This is a genomic window from Actinomadura sp. (assembly GCF_044508335.1).
Classification (GTDB): domain Bacteria; phylum Actinomycetota; class Actinomycetes; order Streptosporangiales; family Streptosporangiaceae; genus Spirillospora.
In genome coordinates this window covers 38,695-55,907 of sequence record NZ_JBIQHY010000003.1, presented here as the reverse complement: position 1 = coordinate 55,907, position 17,213 = coordinate 38,695, and the positions used below count along the sequence as shown (strand labels likewise).

Annotated in this window: 17 protein-coding genes; 14 read left to right on the top strand and 3 right to left on the bottom strand. The window is 74.0% G+C overall.

What is annotated here, in order from left to right:
* The first annotated feature begins 95 nt into the window (after positions 1-95).
* Positions 96-728: a TetR/AcrR family transcriptional regulator gene (locus tag ACIWVC_RS02125; RefSeq protein ID WP_396447328.1), complete on the top strand. Its 633-nt coding sequence runs from the start codon at positions 96-98 to the stop codon at positions 726-728.
* A 33-nt stretch (positions 729-761) separates the two neighbouring features.
* On the opposite strand, the gene ACIWVC_RS02120 is transcribed toward ACIWVC_RS02125, so the two are convergent.
* On the bottom strand, positions 762-2,180 hold the full coding sequence (locus ACIWVC_RS02120; protein WP_396447329.1) for a PucR family transcriptional regulator: 1,419 nt from the start codon (positions 2,178-2,180) through the stop codon (positions 762-764).
* Between the two features lie 96 nt (positions 2,181-2,276).
* Here ACIWVC_RS02120 and uraD point away from each other — a divergent pair, with 96 nt between their 5' ends.
* From uraD to ACIWVC_RS02065, 11 genes are all read left to right on the top strand, one after another.
* A complete protein-coding gene (gene uraD / locus ACIWVC_RS02115; protein ID WP_396447330.1) occupies positions 2,277-2,741 on the top strand; it encodes a 2-oxo-4-hydroxy-4-carboxy-5-ureidoimidazoline decarboxylase in 465 nt (154 codons plus the stop codon).
* Entirely contained in the window at positions 2,738-3,049 is a 312-nt protein-coding gene (gene uraH / locus ACIWVC_RS02110) for a hydroxyisourate hydrolase (protein WP_396447331.1), read from the top strand. The genes uraD and uraH overlap by 4 nt, the downstream gene beginning before the upstream one ends.
* 5 nt (positions 3,050-3,054) lie before the next feature.
* On the top strand, positions 3,055-3,915 hold the full coding sequence (pucL, locus tag ACIWVC_RS02105; protein WP_396447332.1) for a factor-independent urate hydroxylase: 861 nt from the start codon (positions 3,055-3,057) through the stop codon (positions 3,913-3,915).
* A 13-nt stretch (positions 3,916-3,928) separates the two neighbouring features.
* The gene (locus ACIWVC_RS02100) at positions 3,929-4,807 is read left to right on the top strand and encodes an FAD binding domain-containing protein (RefSeq protein WP_396447333.1); all 879 of its coding nucleotides are present in this window, start codon (positions 3,929-3,931) and stop codon (positions 4,805-4,807) included.
* Complete coding sequence (locus ACIWVC_RS02095) at positions 4,807-5,298, top strand: (2Fe-2S)-binding protein (protein WP_396447334.1); 492 nt, start codon at positions 4,807-4,809, stop codon at positions 5,296-5,298. The genes ACIWVC_RS02100 and ACIWVC_RS02095 overlap by 1 nt, the downstream gene beginning before the upstream one ends.
* Positions 5,295-6,647: an 8-oxoguanine deaminase gene (locus ACIWVC_RS02090; protein ID WP_396447335.1), complete on the top strand. Its 1,353-nt coding sequence runs from the start codon at positions 5,295-5,297 to the stop codon at positions 6,645-6,647. The genes ACIWVC_RS02095 and ACIWVC_RS02090 overlap by 4 nt, the downstream gene beginning before the upstream one ends.
* On the top strand, positions 6,647-8,977 hold the full coding sequence (pucD, locus tag ACIWVC_RS02085) for a xanthine dehydrogenase subunit D (protein ID WP_396447336.1): 2,331 nt from the start codon (positions 6,647-6,649) through the stop codon (positions 8,975-8,977). The genes ACIWVC_RS02090 and pucD overlap by 1 nt, the downstream gene beginning before the upstream one ends.
* Positions 8,974-9,777, top strand: coding sequence for a hydroxypyruvate isomerase family protein (locus ACIWVC_RS02080; RefSeq protein ID WP_396447337.1), 804 nt, complete (start codon positions 8,974-8,976; stop codon positions 9,775-9,777). Before pucD ends, ACIWVC_RS02080 begins: the two co-directional genes overlap by 4 nt.
* A complete protein-coding gene (gene allB / locus ACIWVC_RS02075; protein ID WP_396447338.1) occupies positions 9,762-11,081 on the top strand; it encodes an allantoinase AllB in 1,320 nt (439 codons plus the stop codon). The genes ACIWVC_RS02080 and allB overlap by 16 nt, the downstream gene beginning before the upstream one ends.
* Positions 11,078-12,091 carry an allantoicase gene (gene alc, locus ACIWVC_RS02070; protein WP_396447339.1) on the top strand — a complete coding sequence of 338 codons (1,014 nt, stop codon included), beginning with the start codon at positions 11,078-11,080 and terminating at the stop codon, positions 12,089-12,091. The genes allB and alc overlap by 4 nt, the downstream gene beginning before the upstream one ends.
* Before the next feature lie 133 nt (positions 12,092-12,224).
* A complete protein-coding gene (locus ACIWVC_RS02065) occupies positions 12,225-13,568 on the top strand; it encodes a hypothetical protein (RefSeq protein ID WP_396447340.1) in 1,344 nt (447 codons plus the stop codon).
* 57 nt (positions 13,569-13,625) lie between these two features.
* On the opposite strand, the gene ACIWVC_RS02060 is transcribed toward ACIWVC_RS02065, so the two are convergent.
* Both ACIWVC_RS02060 and ACIWVC_RS02055 read right to left on the bottom strand, forming a co-directional pair.
* Positions 13,626-13,862 (bottom strand): DUF397 domain-containing protein, encoded by a 237-nt coding sequence (locus tag ACIWVC_RS02060; RefSeq protein ID WP_396447341.1) that lies wholly within the window; start codon positions 13,860-13,862, stop codon positions 13,626-13,628.
* 91 nt (positions 13,863-13,953) lie between these two features.
* Positions 13,954-14,433 (bottom strand): TetR family transcriptional regulator, encoded by a 480-nt coding sequence (locus ACIWVC_RS02055; protein WP_396453738.1) that lies wholly within the window; start codon positions 14,431-14,433, stop codon positions 13,954-13,956.
* Positions 14,434-14,931: 498 nt separating this feature from the next.
* Between ACIWVC_RS02055 and ACIWVC_RS02050 the strand changes: the two genes are divergently transcribed.
* Together ACIWVC_RS02050 and ACIWVC_RS02045 are read left to right on the top strand one after the other, a co-directional pair.
* Positions 14,932-16,038 (top strand): acyl-CoA dehydrogenase family protein, encoded by a 1,107-nt coding sequence (locus tag ACIWVC_RS02050; protein WP_396447343.1) that lies wholly within the window; start codon positions 14,932-14,934, stop codon positions 16,036-16,038.
* Positions 16,039-17,211 (top strand): acyl-CoA dehydrogenase family protein, encoded by a 1,173-nt coding sequence (locus ACIWVC_RS02045; RefSeq protein WP_396447344.1) that lies wholly within the window; start codon positions 16,039-16,041, stop codon positions 17,209-17,211.
* Positions 17,212-17,213: the final 2 nt, after the last annotated feature.

Genomic DNA, 17,213 nt, shown 5'->3' with positions numbered 1-17,213 from the left:
ACGGCCTGCGTCCGGTTCAGCACGCTAGAGCAAGCGGACGCGATCTGTCCACTTAAATCGGACGGCTATCGTCCGCTTATTGCTAGGCTGGCGGCATGGCAGCGGCGGTTCCGGCGGTGCGCCGGCTCCTCGACGACGGCTCCGGCCGCCGTCCGCGCGCCGACGCCCGGCGCAACGTGGAACGCCTCGTGGCCGCCGCCCGCCGGGCCGCCGCCGAGGGCGGCGAGATCACCGCCCACGAGATCGCCCGCCGCGCCGGCGTGGGCGTCGGCACGTTCTACCGCCGGGTCGGCTCGCTCGAAGCGCTGCTGGAGGCGGTCCTCGGCGAGGTGCTGGAGGAGATCACCGCCAAGGGCGACGAGGCGATGGCCGACCCCGACCCCTGGAGGGGCTTCACGGCGTTCGCCTTCGCCTACATCCGGCTGCGCAACGAGCTGTGCGACGTCAACCAGCGCCTCGGCGACGTGCTCGACCACTCCCGTGCCGCGCTGCGGGACCGCGTCCGCGACCTGGTGGAGCGCGCCCAGCGGGCCGGTGTGATGCGCACGGACACGACCTGGGAGGACGTGGCGTTCCTCCTGGTCGCCGCGTCCTCGACCGGCCCCCACACCCTGGGCCTGCGGGCGGGCGCCCGCCAGTGGGAGCGCAACCTCCAGGTCGTCCTGGACGGCCTGCGCTGCTGCGACCCCGTCCCGCTCACCGGCGAACCCCCCGCCCTGCCCGCCTGATCCCCGCCCGCGGGCGGCGGGCCGGGAGCGGAATCAGGTCAGGCGGAGGGCCAGGAAGAAGTCGACGCGGTCCTCCAGCCGGGAAAGGTCGCGGCCGGTCAGCTCCTCGATGCGCTGGATCCGGTAGCGGACGGAGTTGACGTGCAGGTGCAGCTGCTCGGCGCAGCGCGTCCAGGAGCCGGAGTTCCGCAGGAACGTCTCCAGGGTGCGGACGAGGTCGGCGCCGTGGGTCCTGTCGTAGTCGTGCAGCGGGTCCAGGAGGCGCGTCTTGAACATCCGCCGGACGTCGTCCGGGACGCTCGCCAGCAGGAGGACGTGGGTGGCCAGCTCGTCGTGGCGAACGACGGAGACGGGGGAGGGGCGGGCGGCGGCGAGGCGGCGGGCGTAGCGGGCCTCTTCGAGCGCGCCGCGCAGGTCGGCCGCCGCGACCGCGCCGCTGACGCCGAGCGCCAGGCCGCCCCCGGCCAGGCCGGGCGCCAGGAGGCCGAGCGCGCCCTGGATCTCGGCGGCGACGTCGCGCCCGGCGGACGGGACGGCCGCGAGGACCTCGTCGTCCACCGAGTCCAGCACGGGCGACGGCAGGATCTCGGCCAGGACCGCGCGGACGTCGGACGGGCGCAGGGCGGTCCCGGAGGCGGCCACGGCGACCACGGCGCCGGCGGGCAGGGCGCCTGCGGGCAGAGGGGCGTCGCCGGAGAGGAGGCCGGCGGTGCGCGGCGCGTCCAGGCGGGTCCGTTCGAGCGCGACGATCGCGGCGAGTTCGGCGGTCAGGGCGCGGCGCTCGGCGGGCCAGTCGGCGAAGTCGCCCTCGAAGGCGAGGAACCAGTCGGCGACGCGGGGGGTGTCCGCGGCGACGGGGAAGAGGGACGCGTCGAGGGCGGGGACGTGGTGCGGCAGCTGCGGCGCGGTGAGGAACGCGCGGGCGAGGGCGGCGGGGTCGGGCGGGGCCGGGCCCGCGACGACGCGGCCGGTCGGGGCGAGCAGGTGGCAGTGGCCGACCAGGTCGAGGACGGCGCCGAGGCCGGTGCCCTCGACGAGGCGGCGGTGCCGGTCCAGCACGGCGGCGAGGTCGGCGGCGCGGGCCCCCGACAGGTGCCGGACGACCTCCTCGGTGACGGTCGCGAACGCCACGTCCTCCGGGACCTTGAACAGGGGGAGGCGGTGGCGCCGGCACGCCTCGACCAGGTCGTCCGGGATGGCGCCGAGCGTGAGGTCCCAGGCGGCGAGACCCGACACGCCCGCCGAGGTGAGGGCGCGGACGAAGGTCTCGGAGTCGGCGGGGGAGGTCCGCCAGACGAGGCCGGTCAGCACCAGCTCGCGCCCGCGCAGGTAGCGGCCAGGGTCGAGGAGGTCGGTGGTGACGACCCAGCGGATCGTGCGGTCCAGCTCGTCCGATCCGGTGACGACCTCCAGCCGCAGCTCGGGCATGGCGAGCAGGGAACGCAACCTCATATGGAGAAAGCTACAAAAGGAGGTGCGTGACCGGGACCACAGTTCGGACGTCCTGTGCCTCGACCCGTCCCCGGGCCGCTGTGTGTACTGGCAGGCGTGGAGCTGAGCGAGGCGGATCTGGCGGCGTGCTGCGCGTCCCGCCGGTGGGTCGCGGCCGTCGCCGGGCACGCGGACCCGGACGCCCTGCGGGCGGCCTCGAAACGCGTGCTGGACGAGCTGGAGTGGCCCGACATCGAGGAGGCGCTCGCGGCGCATCCCCGCATCGGGGAGCGGCCCGGCGGGCAGGGCCGGGAGGCCGGCTGGTCGCGCGGCGAGCAGTCCGGGATGGACGGCGCCGGGCAGGAAGTGCGGGACGCCTTCATCGAGGGCAACCGGGCTTATGAGGAGCGTTTCGGGCATGTGTTCCTGATCTGCGCGTCGGGCCGGTCGGCCCTGGAGATGCTCGCCGAGCTCAGGGAGCGGCTGGAGAACGACGCCCGGACCGAGCGCGAGGTCGTCCGGAGGGAGCTGGCCGCGATCGTGGACCTGCGGCTGGTGAAGCTGGCGAAGGAGAAGGGATGAGCCTGTCGACGCACGTGCTGGACGCGGCGAAGGGGCTGCCCGCGGCGGGGGTGGCCGTCCGGCTCGACCGGCGCGACGAGGACGGCTGGACGGCGCTGGCCGAGGCGCGCACCGACGCCGACGGCCGCGTCAGGGAGTGGGGGGCGGAGCCGGGGGCGGGCGTGCACCGGCTCACGTTCGAGACGGCGGGGCTGTCGGAGTTCTACCCCGAGGTCACGGTCGCGTTCACGATCGACGACCCCGGGCGGCACTACCACGTCCCGCTGCTGATCAGCCCGTTCGCGTACTCGACCTACCTGGGGAGCTAGCCGCGATGGCCATCCTGCTCGGACCCAACCGCTACGGGAAGGCGGAGACCCGCGTCGTCCGCGTGACCCGGGACGGCGGCACCCATCGGCTCAAGGACGTCAACGTCAGCGTCTCCCTGTCCGGCGCGATGGACGACGTGCATCTGACCGGCGACAACTCGGCCGTCCTGCCCACCGACAGCCAGAAGAACACCGTGTTCGCGTTCGCCAAGAAGCACGGCATCGGCGCGATCGAGGACTTCGGCCTGCTGCTCGCCCGCCACTTCGTCGCGTCGCAGCGCGCCGTCGCCCATGCCCGCGTGGAGATCCACGAGTACGGCTGGAGCCGCATCACGGGCGGGCACTCGTTCGTCCGGGACGGCGGCGAGGTCAGGACGGCGCTGATCCACAGCGACGAGCGGGCCGAGACGGTCGTGTCCGGCCTCACCGACCTCGTCGTCCTCAACTCGACCGGCAGCGAGTTCCACGGGTTCGCGCGGGACGAGTACACGACCCTGGAACCGACCGACGACCGCGTCCTCGCCACGTCGGTGACCGCGCGGTGGCGGCACCGGGGCACGGAGGCCCCCTGGGACGAGTCGTACCGCGCGGCCCGCGGCGCCCTGCTCGCGGCGTTCGCCGAGACGCACAGCCTGTCGCTCCAGCAGACGCTGTACCAGATGGGGCGCCGCGTCCTGTCCGAACGGGACGAGATCTGCGAGGTCAGGCTGTCGATGCCCAACAAGCACCACTTCCTGGTCGATCTGGAGCCGTTCGGCCTGAAGAACGACAACGAGGTCTACTTCGCCGCGGACCGCCCGTACGGGCTCATCGAGGGCACGGTGCTCACCGACGACGCGCCCGCCGCCCCGTCCGCCTGGAACTGAGGACACCGCAGACATGGACTTCCTGCGACCGCCGACCTGGGAGGACGCGCTCGACGCCAAGGCGCGGCGGCCGGGCGCGCGGCCCGTGCAGGGCGGCACCGACGTCATGGTCGAGATCAACTTCGACCGGGACCGGCCCGAGGCGCTGCTCGACCTGACCCGCATCGGCTCCCTCGCCGAATGGGACATGGCCGACGGGCGGCTCCGCGTCGGCGCCGGCGTCACCTACGCGCGCCTGATCACCGAGCTCGGCGGGCGCCTGCCGGGGCTCGCGCAGGCGTCCCGCACGGTCGGCTCGCCGCAGATCCGCAACCGCGGCACGGTCGGCGGCAACCTCGGCGCCGCGTCGCCCGCCGGGGACGCCCATCCGCCGCTGCTGGCCGGGGACGCCGTCATCGAGGTCGAGTCGGCGGCGCGCGGCGTCCGGATGATCCCCGCCGCCGCCTTCTTCACCGGCGTCAAGCGCAACGCACTCGCCCCGGACGAGCTGATCCGCGCGTTCTGGACGGTCCCCGCGTCCGGCCCCCAGTACTTCTCCAAGATCGGCACCAGGAACGCGATGGTGATCGCCGTCTGCTCGTTCGCGCTCGCCCTCCACCCGGAGGAGTGCCGCGCCGGCACCGGCCTCGGCTCCGCCGCGCCCACGCCCCGCCGCGCCGCCGAGGCCGAGACCTTCATCTCGCACGAGCTCGACTGGGAGGGCCGCCGCCCCCTCTCCGAGGCCGCCGGGCGGCGGTTCGGGGAACTGGTCGCGGAGGCCGCGTCCCCGATCGACGACGTCCGGGGCACCGGCGGCTACCGCAGGCACGCCCTCTCCGTGATGGCGCGCCGCACGCTGGCCTGGGCCTGGGACGACTACAGGACCGGAGCGTCCGGAAGGAGGGCGTCCTGATGCGCGTGAACGTCACCGTGAACGGCGCGGCGGAGGCCGTGGACGACGTGTGGGAGGGCGAGAGCCTCCTCTACATGCTGCGCGAGCGGATGGGCCTCCCCGGCTCGAAGAACGCCTGCGAACAGGGCGAATGCGGCTCCTGCACCGTCTACCTGGACGGCGTGCCGGTGTGCGCGTGCCTGGTCGCGGCGGGCCAGGCCGAGGGCCGCGACGTCGTCACCGTCGAGGGCCTCGCCGGGGGCCCGCCCGCCGCGGACGGCGAGCAGCGCCTCGACCCCGTCCAGGAGGCGTTCGTGGAGGCGGGCGCCGTGCAGTGCGGGTTCTGCACGCCCGGCCTGATCGTCCAGTCGCACGACCTGCTGGAGCGGAACCCGGCGCCGTCGGACGCGGAGATCCGCGAGGCGCTCGCCGGGAACCTGTGCCGCTGCACCGGCTACGAGAAGATCCTGGACGCGGTGCGGCTCGCCGCCCGCCGGAAGGCCGCCGAATGATCATCGAGCACGCGCACGTCGCCACCGTCTCCGGGGACGAGTACCCGGACGGCCACATCGTCATCGACGGCGACCGCATCGCGGCCGTCGGCCCGGGGCCGGCCCCGGCCGCCGCGGCCGGCGACCCCGACCGCGTCGACGCGCGCGGCTGCCTCGCCACCCCCGGCCTGGTCAACACCCACCACCACCTGTACCAGTGGGCGAGCCAGGGCATGGTCACCGACGGGACGCTGTTCGAGTGGCTCACCACCCTCTACAAGCCCTGGTCGAAGATGGACGCCGAGGTCGTCGCGGGCGCGGCGACCGCCGGGCTGGGCTGGCTCGCCAAGTCGGGCTGCACCACGTCCACCGACCACCACTACCTGTTCCCGCGCGGGCGCGGCGACCTGTTCGCGGCCGAGATCGAGGCGGCGCGCGAGATCGGCGTCCGCTTCCACCCGTGCCGCGGCTCGATGGACCGCGGCGAGTCGCGGGGCGGGCTCCCGCCGGACGAGGTCGTCGAGGACCTCGACACGGTCCTCGCCGTCACCGAGGAGGCGATCGACCGGTACCACGACCCGTCGCCCGGCTCGATGCTGCGGATCGCCGTCGCCCCCTGCTCGCCGTTCTCCGTCAGCCGCGACCTGCTGGTCGAGTCGGCGCGGCTCGCGCGCGACAGGGGCGTCCGCCTGCACACCCACCTCGCGGAGACGCTGGACGAGGAGGAGCACACGCGGGAGCAGTTCGGCATGACGCCCACCGAGTACATGGACTCGATGGGCTGGCTCGGCCCCGACGTGTGGCTCGCGCACTGCGTCCACCTGCACGACACCGACGTCAAGCGGCTCGCCGAGACCCGCACCGGCACCGCGCACTGCCCCAGCTCGAACGCCCGCCTCGGCGCCGGGATCGCCCGCGTGTCGGACCTGCTCGCGGAGGGCGCGGCGGTCGGGCTCGGCGTGGACGGCTCGGCGTCCGCGGAGCTCGTCCCGCTCGCGGGGGAGCTGCGCCAGGCCCTCTACATGCAGCGCGCCCGCTACGGCCCGGCCTCCCTCACCGCCCGCCAGGCGCTGGAGATGGCGACGCTCGGCGGCGCCCGCTGCCTCGGCCGCGAGGACGAGCTCGGCTCCCTCGAACCCGGCAGGCTCGCCGACGTCGCGCTGTGGCGGATGGACGGCTTCCAGGCGGCGATCGACGACCCGGTCGTGGCGTTCGCGTTCGGCCCGACCCCGCCGCTGCGGCGCCTCGTCGTCGGCGGGCGCACCGTCGTGGACGACGACGCCCTCGTGACCGTCCCGCAGGACGAGGCCGCGCGGCGCGGCGCGGCCGCCCACCGCCGCCTCATGCGGCTCGCGGAGGAGGTGCTCTGATGACGTCCCCGCTGGACAGGGCGTCCCCGGCGAAGAGCCCGGGGCACGTGGCCGCGCCGGGCATCGGCGGGGTCGGGGAGAGCCCGCTGCGCCCGGACGGCGTCCTCAAGGTCGCGGGCGAGTTCGCCTACGCGTCGGACCTGTGGATGGACGGCATGCTGTGGGGCGCGACGCTGCGCAGCCCGCACCCCAGGGCGCTCATCCGGTCGGTCGACATCGGGCCGGCGCTGGCGCTGCCCGGCGTCCGGGCCGTCCTGACCCACGAGGACGTGCCGGGCCGCAAGATGTTCGGCATCGACCACACCGAGGACCAGCCCGTCCTCGCGATCGACCAGGTCCGCTACCAGGGCGAACCCGTCGCGCTGGTCGCCGCCGACCATCCGGAGACCGCGCGCCGGGCGATGCAGCGGATCGCCGTCGAGTACGAGGTGCTGGAGCCGGTCACCGATCCGCGCGCCGTGATCGCCGACCCCGAGCGGCTGAAGGTGCAGGACCGGGGCGGCATCACCCGGTACCAGCCCGTCCGCGTCGGGGACGTGGACGCCGCGAAGCCCGGCGCCGGCGTGGTCGTCACCGGCGAGTACGAGGTGGGCATCCAGGACCAGGCGTTCCTCGGCCCCGAGTCGGGCCTGGCGATCCCGTCGGAGGACGGCGGCGTCGACCTGTACGTCTCCACCCAGTGGATCCACAACGACCTCAAGCAGATCGCGCCCTGCCTGGGCCTCGCCGAGGACCAGGTGCACATGACGCTCGCGGGCGTCGGCGGCGCGTTCGGCGGGCGCGAGGACCTGTCGATGCAGATCCACGCGGGCATGCTCGCCCTGCACACCGGCAGGCCCGTGAAGATGTCGTACAACCGGTACGAGTCGTTCTTCGGGCACGTGCACCGGCATCCCGCCAAGATGCGGTACGAGTACGGCGCCGCGGCCGACGGCCGGCTGCTCTACGCCGACGTCGAGATCATCCTGGACGGCGGCGCCTACACGTCGTCCACCATCAACGTGGTCGGCAACGCGGCCTCGCTGGGCGTCGGGCCGTACGAGATCCCCAACATCAGGATCGACGCGTACGGCGTCTACACCAACAACCCTCCGTGCGGGGCGATGCGCGGGTTCGGCGCCGTGCAGGCGTGCTTCGCCTACGAGTCGATGATGGACAGGCTCGGCGACGCATGCGGCCTCGGCCCGCTGGAGATCCGCCGCCGCAACGCCGTCACGCAGGGGTCGAGGCTCGCGACGGGCCAGGTCATCGAGTCGCCGGCGCCGCTCGCCGAGATGCTGACCCGCCTTGAGGCGATGCCCATGCCCGCCGAGGCGGACCCGGCCGACCTCCGGAACCTGCCCGGCGGCGTGTCGCAGACGACGCACGGCGAGGGCGTCGTGCGCGGCGTCGGCTACGGCGTCGGGATCAAGAACATCTGCTTCTCCGAGGGCTTCGACGACATGTCCACGGCCCGCGTCCGGCTGGAGGTCATCGGCGGGGAGGCCACGGCGCTCGTCCACACGGCCGCGGCCGAGGTCGGGCAGGGGCTCGTCACGGTCCAGGCGCAGGTCGCGCGGACGGAGCTGGGCGTCCAGAAGGTCACGATCGCCCCGGCGGACAACGGGGTCGGCGACGCGGGCTCGTCCAGCGCGTCCCGCCAGACGTACATGACGGGCGGCGCGGTGAAGGCGGCCTGCGAGGCGGTGCGGGCCCGGCTCCTCGCGCTCGCGGAGCGCCGCTACGGCCGCGGCGACCTCGACGTCGCCGGCGGGAAGATCGTCTCGCGGGCGGCCGGCGTGCTCGGCGCCGTCGAGGACGTCCTCGGCTCCGAGGTCATCGAGGAGACCCGCGAATACCACCACCGCCCCACCGCGCGGATGGACCCGGTCACCGGGCAGGGCCGCAGCCACACCCAGCTCGCCCTGTGCGTCCACCGGGCCGTCGTCGACGTGGACGTCGACCTCGGGCTCGTCAAGGTCGTCGAGCTGGCCGCCGTGCAGGACGTCGGTAGGATCATCAACCGGCTGTCGCTGGAGGGCCAGATCCACGGCGGCTCCGCGCAGGGACTCGGCCTCGCCGTGATGGAGGAGATCGTCGTGTCGGACGGACTCGTCCGCAACCCGTCGTTCACCGACTACCTGATCCCCACCATCCTCGACATGCCGCCCATGCGGCTGGAGATCCTGGAGAACCCCGACCCCGAGGCCCCCTACGGCCTCCGCGGCGCCGGCGAGCCGCCGACGCTCTCCTCCACCCCGGCGATCGTCGCCGCGATCCGCGCCGCCACCGGCCGCCCCCTCACGCGCGTCCCCGTCCGCCCCGAGCACATCGTCCGAGGGGAGCCATGACGCGCCGGTTCGTGGTCAACTGCTCGATCCTGTTCACCGAGCTGCCGCTTCTGGAGCGGCCGGCGGCGGCGCGGGCGGCGGGGTTCGAGGAGGTCGAGTTCTGGTGGCCGTGGAACGGCGAGCCGGCGCCGGCCGACGCGGACGTCGGCGCGTTCTGCGCGGCGATCGAGGACGCCGGGGTGCGGCTCGCCGCGCTCAACCTCTACGCGGGCGACATGGCGGCGGGGGATCGCGGTGTGCTGTCCGATCCGTCCCGCGGTGAGGAGTTCCACCGCGGCCTCGACGTGCTGGTCCGGATCGCCGGGCGCCTGGGCACCCGGTCGTTCAACGCCCTCTACGGGCAGCGGCTCGACGGCGCCGACCCGGCCGACCAGGACCGGGTGGCGGCCGAGCGGCTCGTCCACGCCGCCGGGCGGGTCGCCGAGTTCGGCGGGACGCTGCTGGTCGAGCCGCTGGCGCGCGGGCTCAACGGCGCGTACCCGCTGGAGACGGCCGCCGACGTCGCCGAGGTGCTGGGGCGCGTCCGCGCGCGGGGCGCCCGGAACGTCCGATTCCTGTACGACACCTTCCACCTGGCCGCGAACGGCGACGACCTGGAGAGGGCCGCGCGGGACCACGCCGCCGACATCGGACACGTCCAGATCGCCGACGCGCCCGGGCGCGGGCGTCCCGGCACCGGCGCCATCGACTTCGACCGCGTCTTCGCCGTCCTCGACGAGATCGGGTACGGCGGGCGGATCTCGCTCGAATACGTGCCGCAGGGCCCGTCTTCGGAGGAGTTCGCGTGGACGACCTCCTGATCCGGTCCCGCCGGGCCGTGCTGCCGGACGGCGAGCGCCCCGCCGCCGTCTCCGTCCGCGGCGGCCGCATCACCGCGATCTCCGGTTACCGGACCGACGCCCGGGCGGCCGAGTCGGTCGACCTCGGAGACGTCGCGCTGCTGCCCGGCCTGGTCGACACGCACGTCCACGTCAACGAGCCCGGCCGCACCGAATGGGAGGGGTTCGCCACCGCGACGCGCGCCGCCGCGGCCGGCGGCGTCACCGCGCTCATCGACATGCCGCTCAACTCGCTGCCGCCGACCGTCGACCCGGCCGCGCTCGCCGCCAAGCGGGAGGCCGCGGAGGGCGCGTGCGCCGTGGACGTCGGGTTCTGGGGCGGCGCGGTCCCGGGTAACGCGGCGTCCCTGCGCCCCCTGCACGACCTCGGCGTCTTCGGGTTCAAGTGCTTCGCGTCCGACTCGGGCGTCCCGGAGTTCCCGCCGCTCGCGCCCGCGGAGATGCGGGCGGCGTTCCGGGAGATCGCCGCGTTCGGCGGGCTGGTCGTCGTCCACGCCGAGGACCCGGCCGCGCTGAGCGCGCCGTCCGGCGGCGGGTACCCGGAGTTCCTGGCGTCGCGGCCCCCGGCCGCCGAGCGGCGGGCCGTCGAGCGGGTCGTCCGGCTCGCGGAGGAGACCGGCGTGCGCGCCCACATCCTGCACCTGTCCGCCGCCGGCTGCCTGGAGGTCCTCGCGGAGGCGCAGGCGGACGGGATCCCGGTCACCGCGGAGACCTGCCCGCACTACCTGACCCTCTCCGCCGAGGACGTCCCCGCCCACCAGACCTCCGCGGCGACCGCGTACAAGTGCTGCCCGCCCGTCCGCGACGCCGCCAACCGCGAACTGCTCTGGCAGGGGCTGGCGTCGGGCGTGATCTCGTGCGTCGTCACCGACCACTCGCCGTGCACGCCCGAGCTGAAACGCGGCGGCTTCGCGACCGCGTGGGGCGGCATCTCGTCCCTCCAGCTGGGGCTCTCCGTCGTGTGGACGGCCGCGCGCGAGCGCGGGCACGGCCTGGCCGAGGTCGTCCGCTGGATGTCGGAGGCTCCCGCGGCCCTGGCCGCCGTCCCCGGCAAGGGCGGCCTCGCCGTCGGCAACGACGCCGACCTGGTCGCCTTCGCGCCGGACGAGACGTTCACCGTCGACCCGGCGGCCCTCCACCACCGGCACCCCGTCACCCCGTACGGGGGCCGGACGCTGACCGGCGCCGTCCGGGGCACGTGGCTGCGCGGCGTCCCCGCCGGAGAGCGGCCCGCGGGCCGGCTGCTCGCCCGGGAGGCGCGATGACCGAGTTCACGTCCCTGCCCGACCTGGCCGTCCGCACCCTCGGCGGGTCGGTCGTCGCCGCGAGCGACGAGTCCTTCGCCGAGAAGGAGAACCTGATCAACCCGTGGGCGCCGGCGTTCTCCCCGGAGACCTTCGGGCCGAAGGGGCAGGTGTACGACGGCTGGGAGACGGCCCGCCGCCGCGGCGGCGGCCACGACTGGGCGCTGATCAGGCTCGGCATGCCCGGCGTCGTCCGCGGCGTCGTGATCGACACGGCGTGGTTCACGGGCAACTACCCGCCGCGCGCGTCCGTCGAGGCGTGCGCCGTGGACGGCTACCCCGCCGACCTCTCCGGCGCCGACTGGGTGGAGATCGTCCCGGAGAGCCCGCTGAAGGGGAACACCGCGCACCGCTTCCCGGTGCGGGCCGAGCGCCTGTTCACGCACGTCCGGCTGAACATGTTCCCGGACGGCGGCATCGCCCGGCTCCGCGTCCACGGCGACGTCGTCCCCGATCCCCGCGTCCTGGCCGGCCTGACCGTCGACCTGGCCGCCCTGGAGAACGGCGCCCGCGTCGTCGAGTGCTCGGACGAGTTCTACTCCTCGCCCGACAACATGCTGTTCCCCGGCCTCGCCCGCAACCAGGCCGAAGGCTGGGAGACGGCCCGCCGCCGCGACGGCGGCCACGACTGGGCGGTGATCCGGCTCGCCGCGCCCGGCGTCATCAGGCTCGCCGAGATCGACACCGCCAACCTGAAGTTCAACGCGCCCGCCGCCGCCGAGCTGCAGGGCCTCGACGCCCGCACCGCCGCCCGCGGCGCGTGGCGCCCCCTGCTGCCCCGGACCGGTCTCCTGCCCGACACCCGGCACCGGTTCCGCCTGACATCGCCGGAGGTCACGCACGTCCGGCTGGACATCCACCCGGACGGCGGCCTCGCCCGCCTGCGCCTCCTCGGCGACCTGACCCCGGACGGGATGCGGGAGCTTTCCGCCCGCTGGGACGCCCTCACCCAACATTCGGCAGAGCATTGACCGCCGCCAGAAATCTGCCTACATTCTGAGCACCCCACCACCGATCTCCTCGTCCGCCTCCCGGAATGCTCGACAAAATCATGACGCCCGTTTATCAGGCGTTACGCAAGCAACCGGCCCCGGAGGAACCCCCATGAAACGACTCCAGGCAGGTGCGCTCGCCGCCGTGCTGGCGCTGCCCGCGGCCCTCGTACCGGCGGCCGCCCACGCGTCCGCGGACCCCGCGCACTACACCGGAACCCTCCCCGACGGCGCCACCTGGATCGCCGACGTCCCCGCGCGGTGGAACGGCACGCTCATCCTGTTCAGCCACGGCTTCGGGTCGCTCGCCCCCGCGAACCGCCCGAGCGAGGCCGCCGGGCAGGCGCTGCTCGACCGCGGCTACGCGCTCGCCGGCTCGTCCTACGACCCGGACGGCTCCCTCTGGGCGCTGGGCAGCGCCGTCCGCGACCAGATCGCGACCGGCGCGGCCGTCTCGAAGATCATCGGAAGGCCGCGCACCACCCTCGCGCTCGGCCAGTCCATGGGCGGCCTCGTCAGCGCCGAGCTCGCCGAGACCCGCGCCGTGGACGGCGTCCTCACCACCTGCGGCATCGTCGGCGGCGGCGTCGACCTGAACAACTACCAGCTCAACGCGGGCCACGCCATCGCGACGCTCCTCGCCCCGTCCCAGGACATCCGGCTCACCGGCTACACGTCGGCCCTCGACGGCATCGTCGCCGGCGCCCAGCTCGCCCAGGCCGTGAACGACGCCCAGGCCACCCCGGCGGGCCGTGCCCGCATCGCCCTCGCCTCGGCGTTCCTCAACCAGTCGTCCTGGTTCTCGGGCGACGCCCCGCCGCCCCGCCGCGACGCCGCGGCCCGGGAAGTCCAGCAGTACCAGTGGCTCACCTCGGGCGTCCTGGGCTTCATCTTCAGCGGCCGGTACTCGATCGAGCAGGCCGCCGGCGGCGACAGCGCATGGAACAAGGGGCTGGACTACGCGCGCCTGCTCCGACGGTCCGCCAACCTGGGCCAGGTCAAGACCCTCTACCGGCAGGCCGGCCTGAATCTGAAGGCCGACCTCGCCGAGCTCACCGCGACCGCGGACAAACGGGTCGAGCCCGGCCCCCTCGCCTGGATGACCCGCACCTCGGAGCCCACCGGGCGCTTGGCCGTCCCGACCCTCACCATCCACACGATCTCCGACCAGCTCGTCCCCGTCGAGCACGAGAACGAGTACGCCGCGGCCGTCCGCGCCGCCCGCCGGACCCCGCTGCTGCGCCAGGCGTACGTGCACCGGATCGGCCACTGCAACTTCACCGCGTCCGAATACGTGGCGTCCCTCCAGGCACTGGAGAAGCGCGTGAAGACCCGCCACTGGCCCGGCACGTCCGCCGAGTCCCTCAACAAGGCGGCCGCGTCCCTCTCTCTCGACTCCTCCGCCTTCGTCCGCTACCGCCCGGCCCCGCTGGTCGTGCAGCCGTCGCACCCCTGACCGCGCCGGAAAACGGAACGCCCCCGGCACGCGGCCGGGGGCGTCGCCGCGGGCAGGTCAGGAAGCCTCGGTGGGATCCTCCTCCAGGAGGTCGTCGAACTCGCCGTCCTTGACGCCCGCGATGAAGGCGTCCCACTCGGCCTCGGTGAAGTAGAGGATCGGCCCCTCGGGGTTCTTGGCGTCGCGCATCACGACGGCCCGCTCACCGAAATCCTTGTGCTGGACGGGGACGTCCTTGCCATCGATGAACTCGATGATGACCCCGTCGCTGAGGATCGGTTCCTGCTCGGTCACTGGCACACCTTCTTCGTCCCGGCTCTGTCGGGTCAAGGCTAGTGCGAAAGGTGCCGCGCCATCGGGGAAAGCGACCCCGGCGCCCCGCGCGTCAGGGGTCGATGAGCAGGCGCGCCGCGGTGATCTCCAGGCGGGACTGGATCTCCTCGATGGTGGCGTTGCCGCGCAGCATCTCGATCATCTCCATGGTCCAGATGCCGGACAGCGCGCGGGACACCAGGCGGCGCGGGTCGTCGGCGGGGATGTCCTCCGGCGGGCCGGACGCGGCGCGCAGCAGCAGCCCGCTCATCCGCTCGCCGAAGTCGGTCTTGATGTCCGACAGGAGCAGGGAGCGGATCAGCGCCTCCGCCAGCTCGGGCTCGCGCATGAGGCCGCGGGTGGCGCGCATCAGCACCTCGACCGCCCGCTCGGGCGCGGAGCCGCCGCGGGGCGGGCGGCGCTCGATGCTGCCTTCGAGGAGGTCGAGCTCCTCGCTGACGACGGCGACGACCAGGTCCATCTTGGACGGGAAGTAGCGGTAGAGCGTGCCGAGCGCGACCCCGGCCCGCTCGGAGACGGTGCGCATCTGCATCGCCTCGATCCCGCCGCGAGACGCGAGCGCCGCGGCCGCCTGGACGATACGCTTGCGCCGTTGGTGCTGGCTGCGGGAGCGCACGCCCTGCCCGGCCGCCTGTCCCGCCGGCTGACTCCGGGTCTCGTCCCCGGTCACTGTCGGCTCTGCGGTCACGGTCGCCATCCCTTCTGTGCGGGCCCGGTCGCCCGGCGCGTCCCCCCAAGCGTACCGCTTCGCGAGAACGTGTTATCTGATTTGCCGATGACGGCCGCCTCCAGTGCACTCTTACCCGGCGCTGGACCCTGACAAGCCAGCGGATTCGGGTTGGCCGCGCGCACCGGCCGGTCTCTGGACACTGAGTAGAATCTGTTCTACTTTTTCGCCGTGGGCGCGTCCCGGGAGGTGGGCATGACGAGCGTCGCGGCGCTACTGGAGGCGAGAGCGGACGACCGGCCCGGCCCGCGGGCCGGGTTCGGACGGCGCGGCCGGCTGCACCTCCTGGAAGGGAGCGGATGAGTGGACTTCAACCTGGACGAGACCCAGCAGGAGATCAAGGGCCTCGCCGCCGGAGTGCTCGCGCGCGAGGCCGCGCAGGAGCGGCTGGAGGCGTTCGAGAAGAGCGGCGCCCCCTACGACGAGGCCGCCTGGAAGGCCCTCGCCGAGGCGGGCCTGCTGGGGATCGTCCTGCCGGAGGACTTGGGCGGCGCCGGGCTCGGCCCGGTCGAGCTGGCGGTGATCCTGCGGGAGGTCGGCCGGCACGTCGCCCCCGTCCCGGTGTACGCGTCGCTGGCGCTCGCGGCGGTCCCGATCGCCGCGCACGGGACGGCGGAGCAGCGCGCCCTGCTCGCCCCGCTGACCGAGGGCGCGACGATCCTGACCGGCGCGTACCGCGAGCCCGGCCCGGCGGGCGAGGTCGCGGCGACGGCCCGCAGAGACGGCGGCGGCTACGTCCTCGACGGCGTGAAGACGTTCGTCCCGTATGCGCGGGAGGCGTCGCTGATCCTCGTGCCCGCCCGCGTCGAGGGCGAGGGCGTCGGGGTCTTCCTCGTCGAGCCGTCCGCCGTGACGATCACCGCGCAGCCGTCGGCGACCGGCGAGCCGCTGTCGCGCGTGGCGCTGGACGGCGCGAGGGCCGGCGCCGGCGCGCTGCTCGGCGGCGCGGCCGACGGCGCCGCCTGGGACACCCTGCGCCGCTCGGCCGTCGCCGGCGCGGTCGCGATCTCCTCCGGCGTCATCGAGGGCGCGCTCGAACTGACCAAGGAGTACACCAAGACCCGCGAGCAGTTCGACCGGGCGCTCGCGCAGTTCCAGGCCGTCACGATGCAGATCGGCGACGTCTACATCGCCAAGCGCGCGCTGGACGTCGCCGTCTGGGCGGGCGTCTGGCGGCTCGCGCAGGGCGCGGACGACGCCGAGGAGGTCCTCACCGTCGCGTCCTACAACGCGTGCGACCCCGTCATCAGGGCCCTCTACACCTGCCAGCACCTGCACGGCGGCATCGGCCTGGACGTCACCTACCCGCTGCACCGCTACTTCGCCTGGGGCAAGCACTGCGGGCACCTTCTCGGCGGCGCGGAAGACCGGCTCGACGCGCTCGGCGCGCTCATCGCCCAGGAGGACTGAATGTTCATCGACCTGACCGACGAGCAGAAGAGGCTGCGCGCCGAGCTGCGCGAGTACTTCGAGAACTGCCTGACCGCCGAGCAGCGCGCCGCCATCGCCGCCGACCCGTTCGGCCCCGCCTACATGGAGCACTGCAGGCGCCTCGGCCGGGACGGGATGCTCGGCGTCGCGCTGCCGAAGGAGTACGGCGGCCGCGGCTACGGCCCCGTCGAGCAGACGATCTTCGCGAACGAGATCGCGCGCGCCGAGGTCACCTACCCGCTGATCACGCTGAACTCGGTCGCGCCGACGATCCTGCAGTACGGGTCGGAGGCGCACAAGGAGTTCTTCATCCCGCGGATCCTCGCGGGGGAGTGCCACTTCGCGATCGGCTACAGCGAGCCGGGCGCCGGCACCGACCTCGCCGCGCTGCGCACCACCGCGGTGCGGGACGGCGACCACTACGTCGTGAACGGCCAGAAGATCTTCACGTCCGGCGCGCACTACGCCGACTACGTGTGGCTCGCGGCCCGCACCGACCCGTCCGCGAAGAAGCACAAGGGCATCTCGATGTTCATCGTGGACTGCAAGGACCCCGGCTTCTCCTGGACGCCGATCATCACGATGGACGGCGCGCACCACACCAACTCGACGTACTTCCAGGACGTCCGCGTCCCGGCCGACATGCTGATCGGCGAGGAGAACAAGGGCTGGGACCTCATCGTCAACCAGCTCAACCACGAGCGGGTCACGCTCGGCCCGGCCGGCAACATCGGCCACACGCGCATCCGGTTCGAGCGCTGGGCCCGCGAGACCCCCGGCCGGGACGGGCGGCCGCTGATCGAGGAGCCCGCCGTCCGCCGGGCGCTCGCCCGGGTGCACGCCTACCTCCGCGTCAACGAGATCCTCAACTGGCAGGTCGCCGCGAACCAGGACCTCGGCTGGCTCGGCGCGGCCGACGCGTCCGCCACGAAGATCTACTCCTCGGAGCGGATGCAGGAGGTCGGCCGCATCGTCGGCGACGTCCTCGCCCGCTACGGCGACCCCGCCGACCCGGAGACGGCGGACTTCATGGCGTCGGCCGACCGGCTCGCCAAGGGCGCGCTGGTGCTCACGTTCGGCGGCGGCGTCAACGAGATCCAGCGCGAGCTGATCGCCATGATCGGCCTCGGCCTCCCGCGCGCCCCGCGCTGACC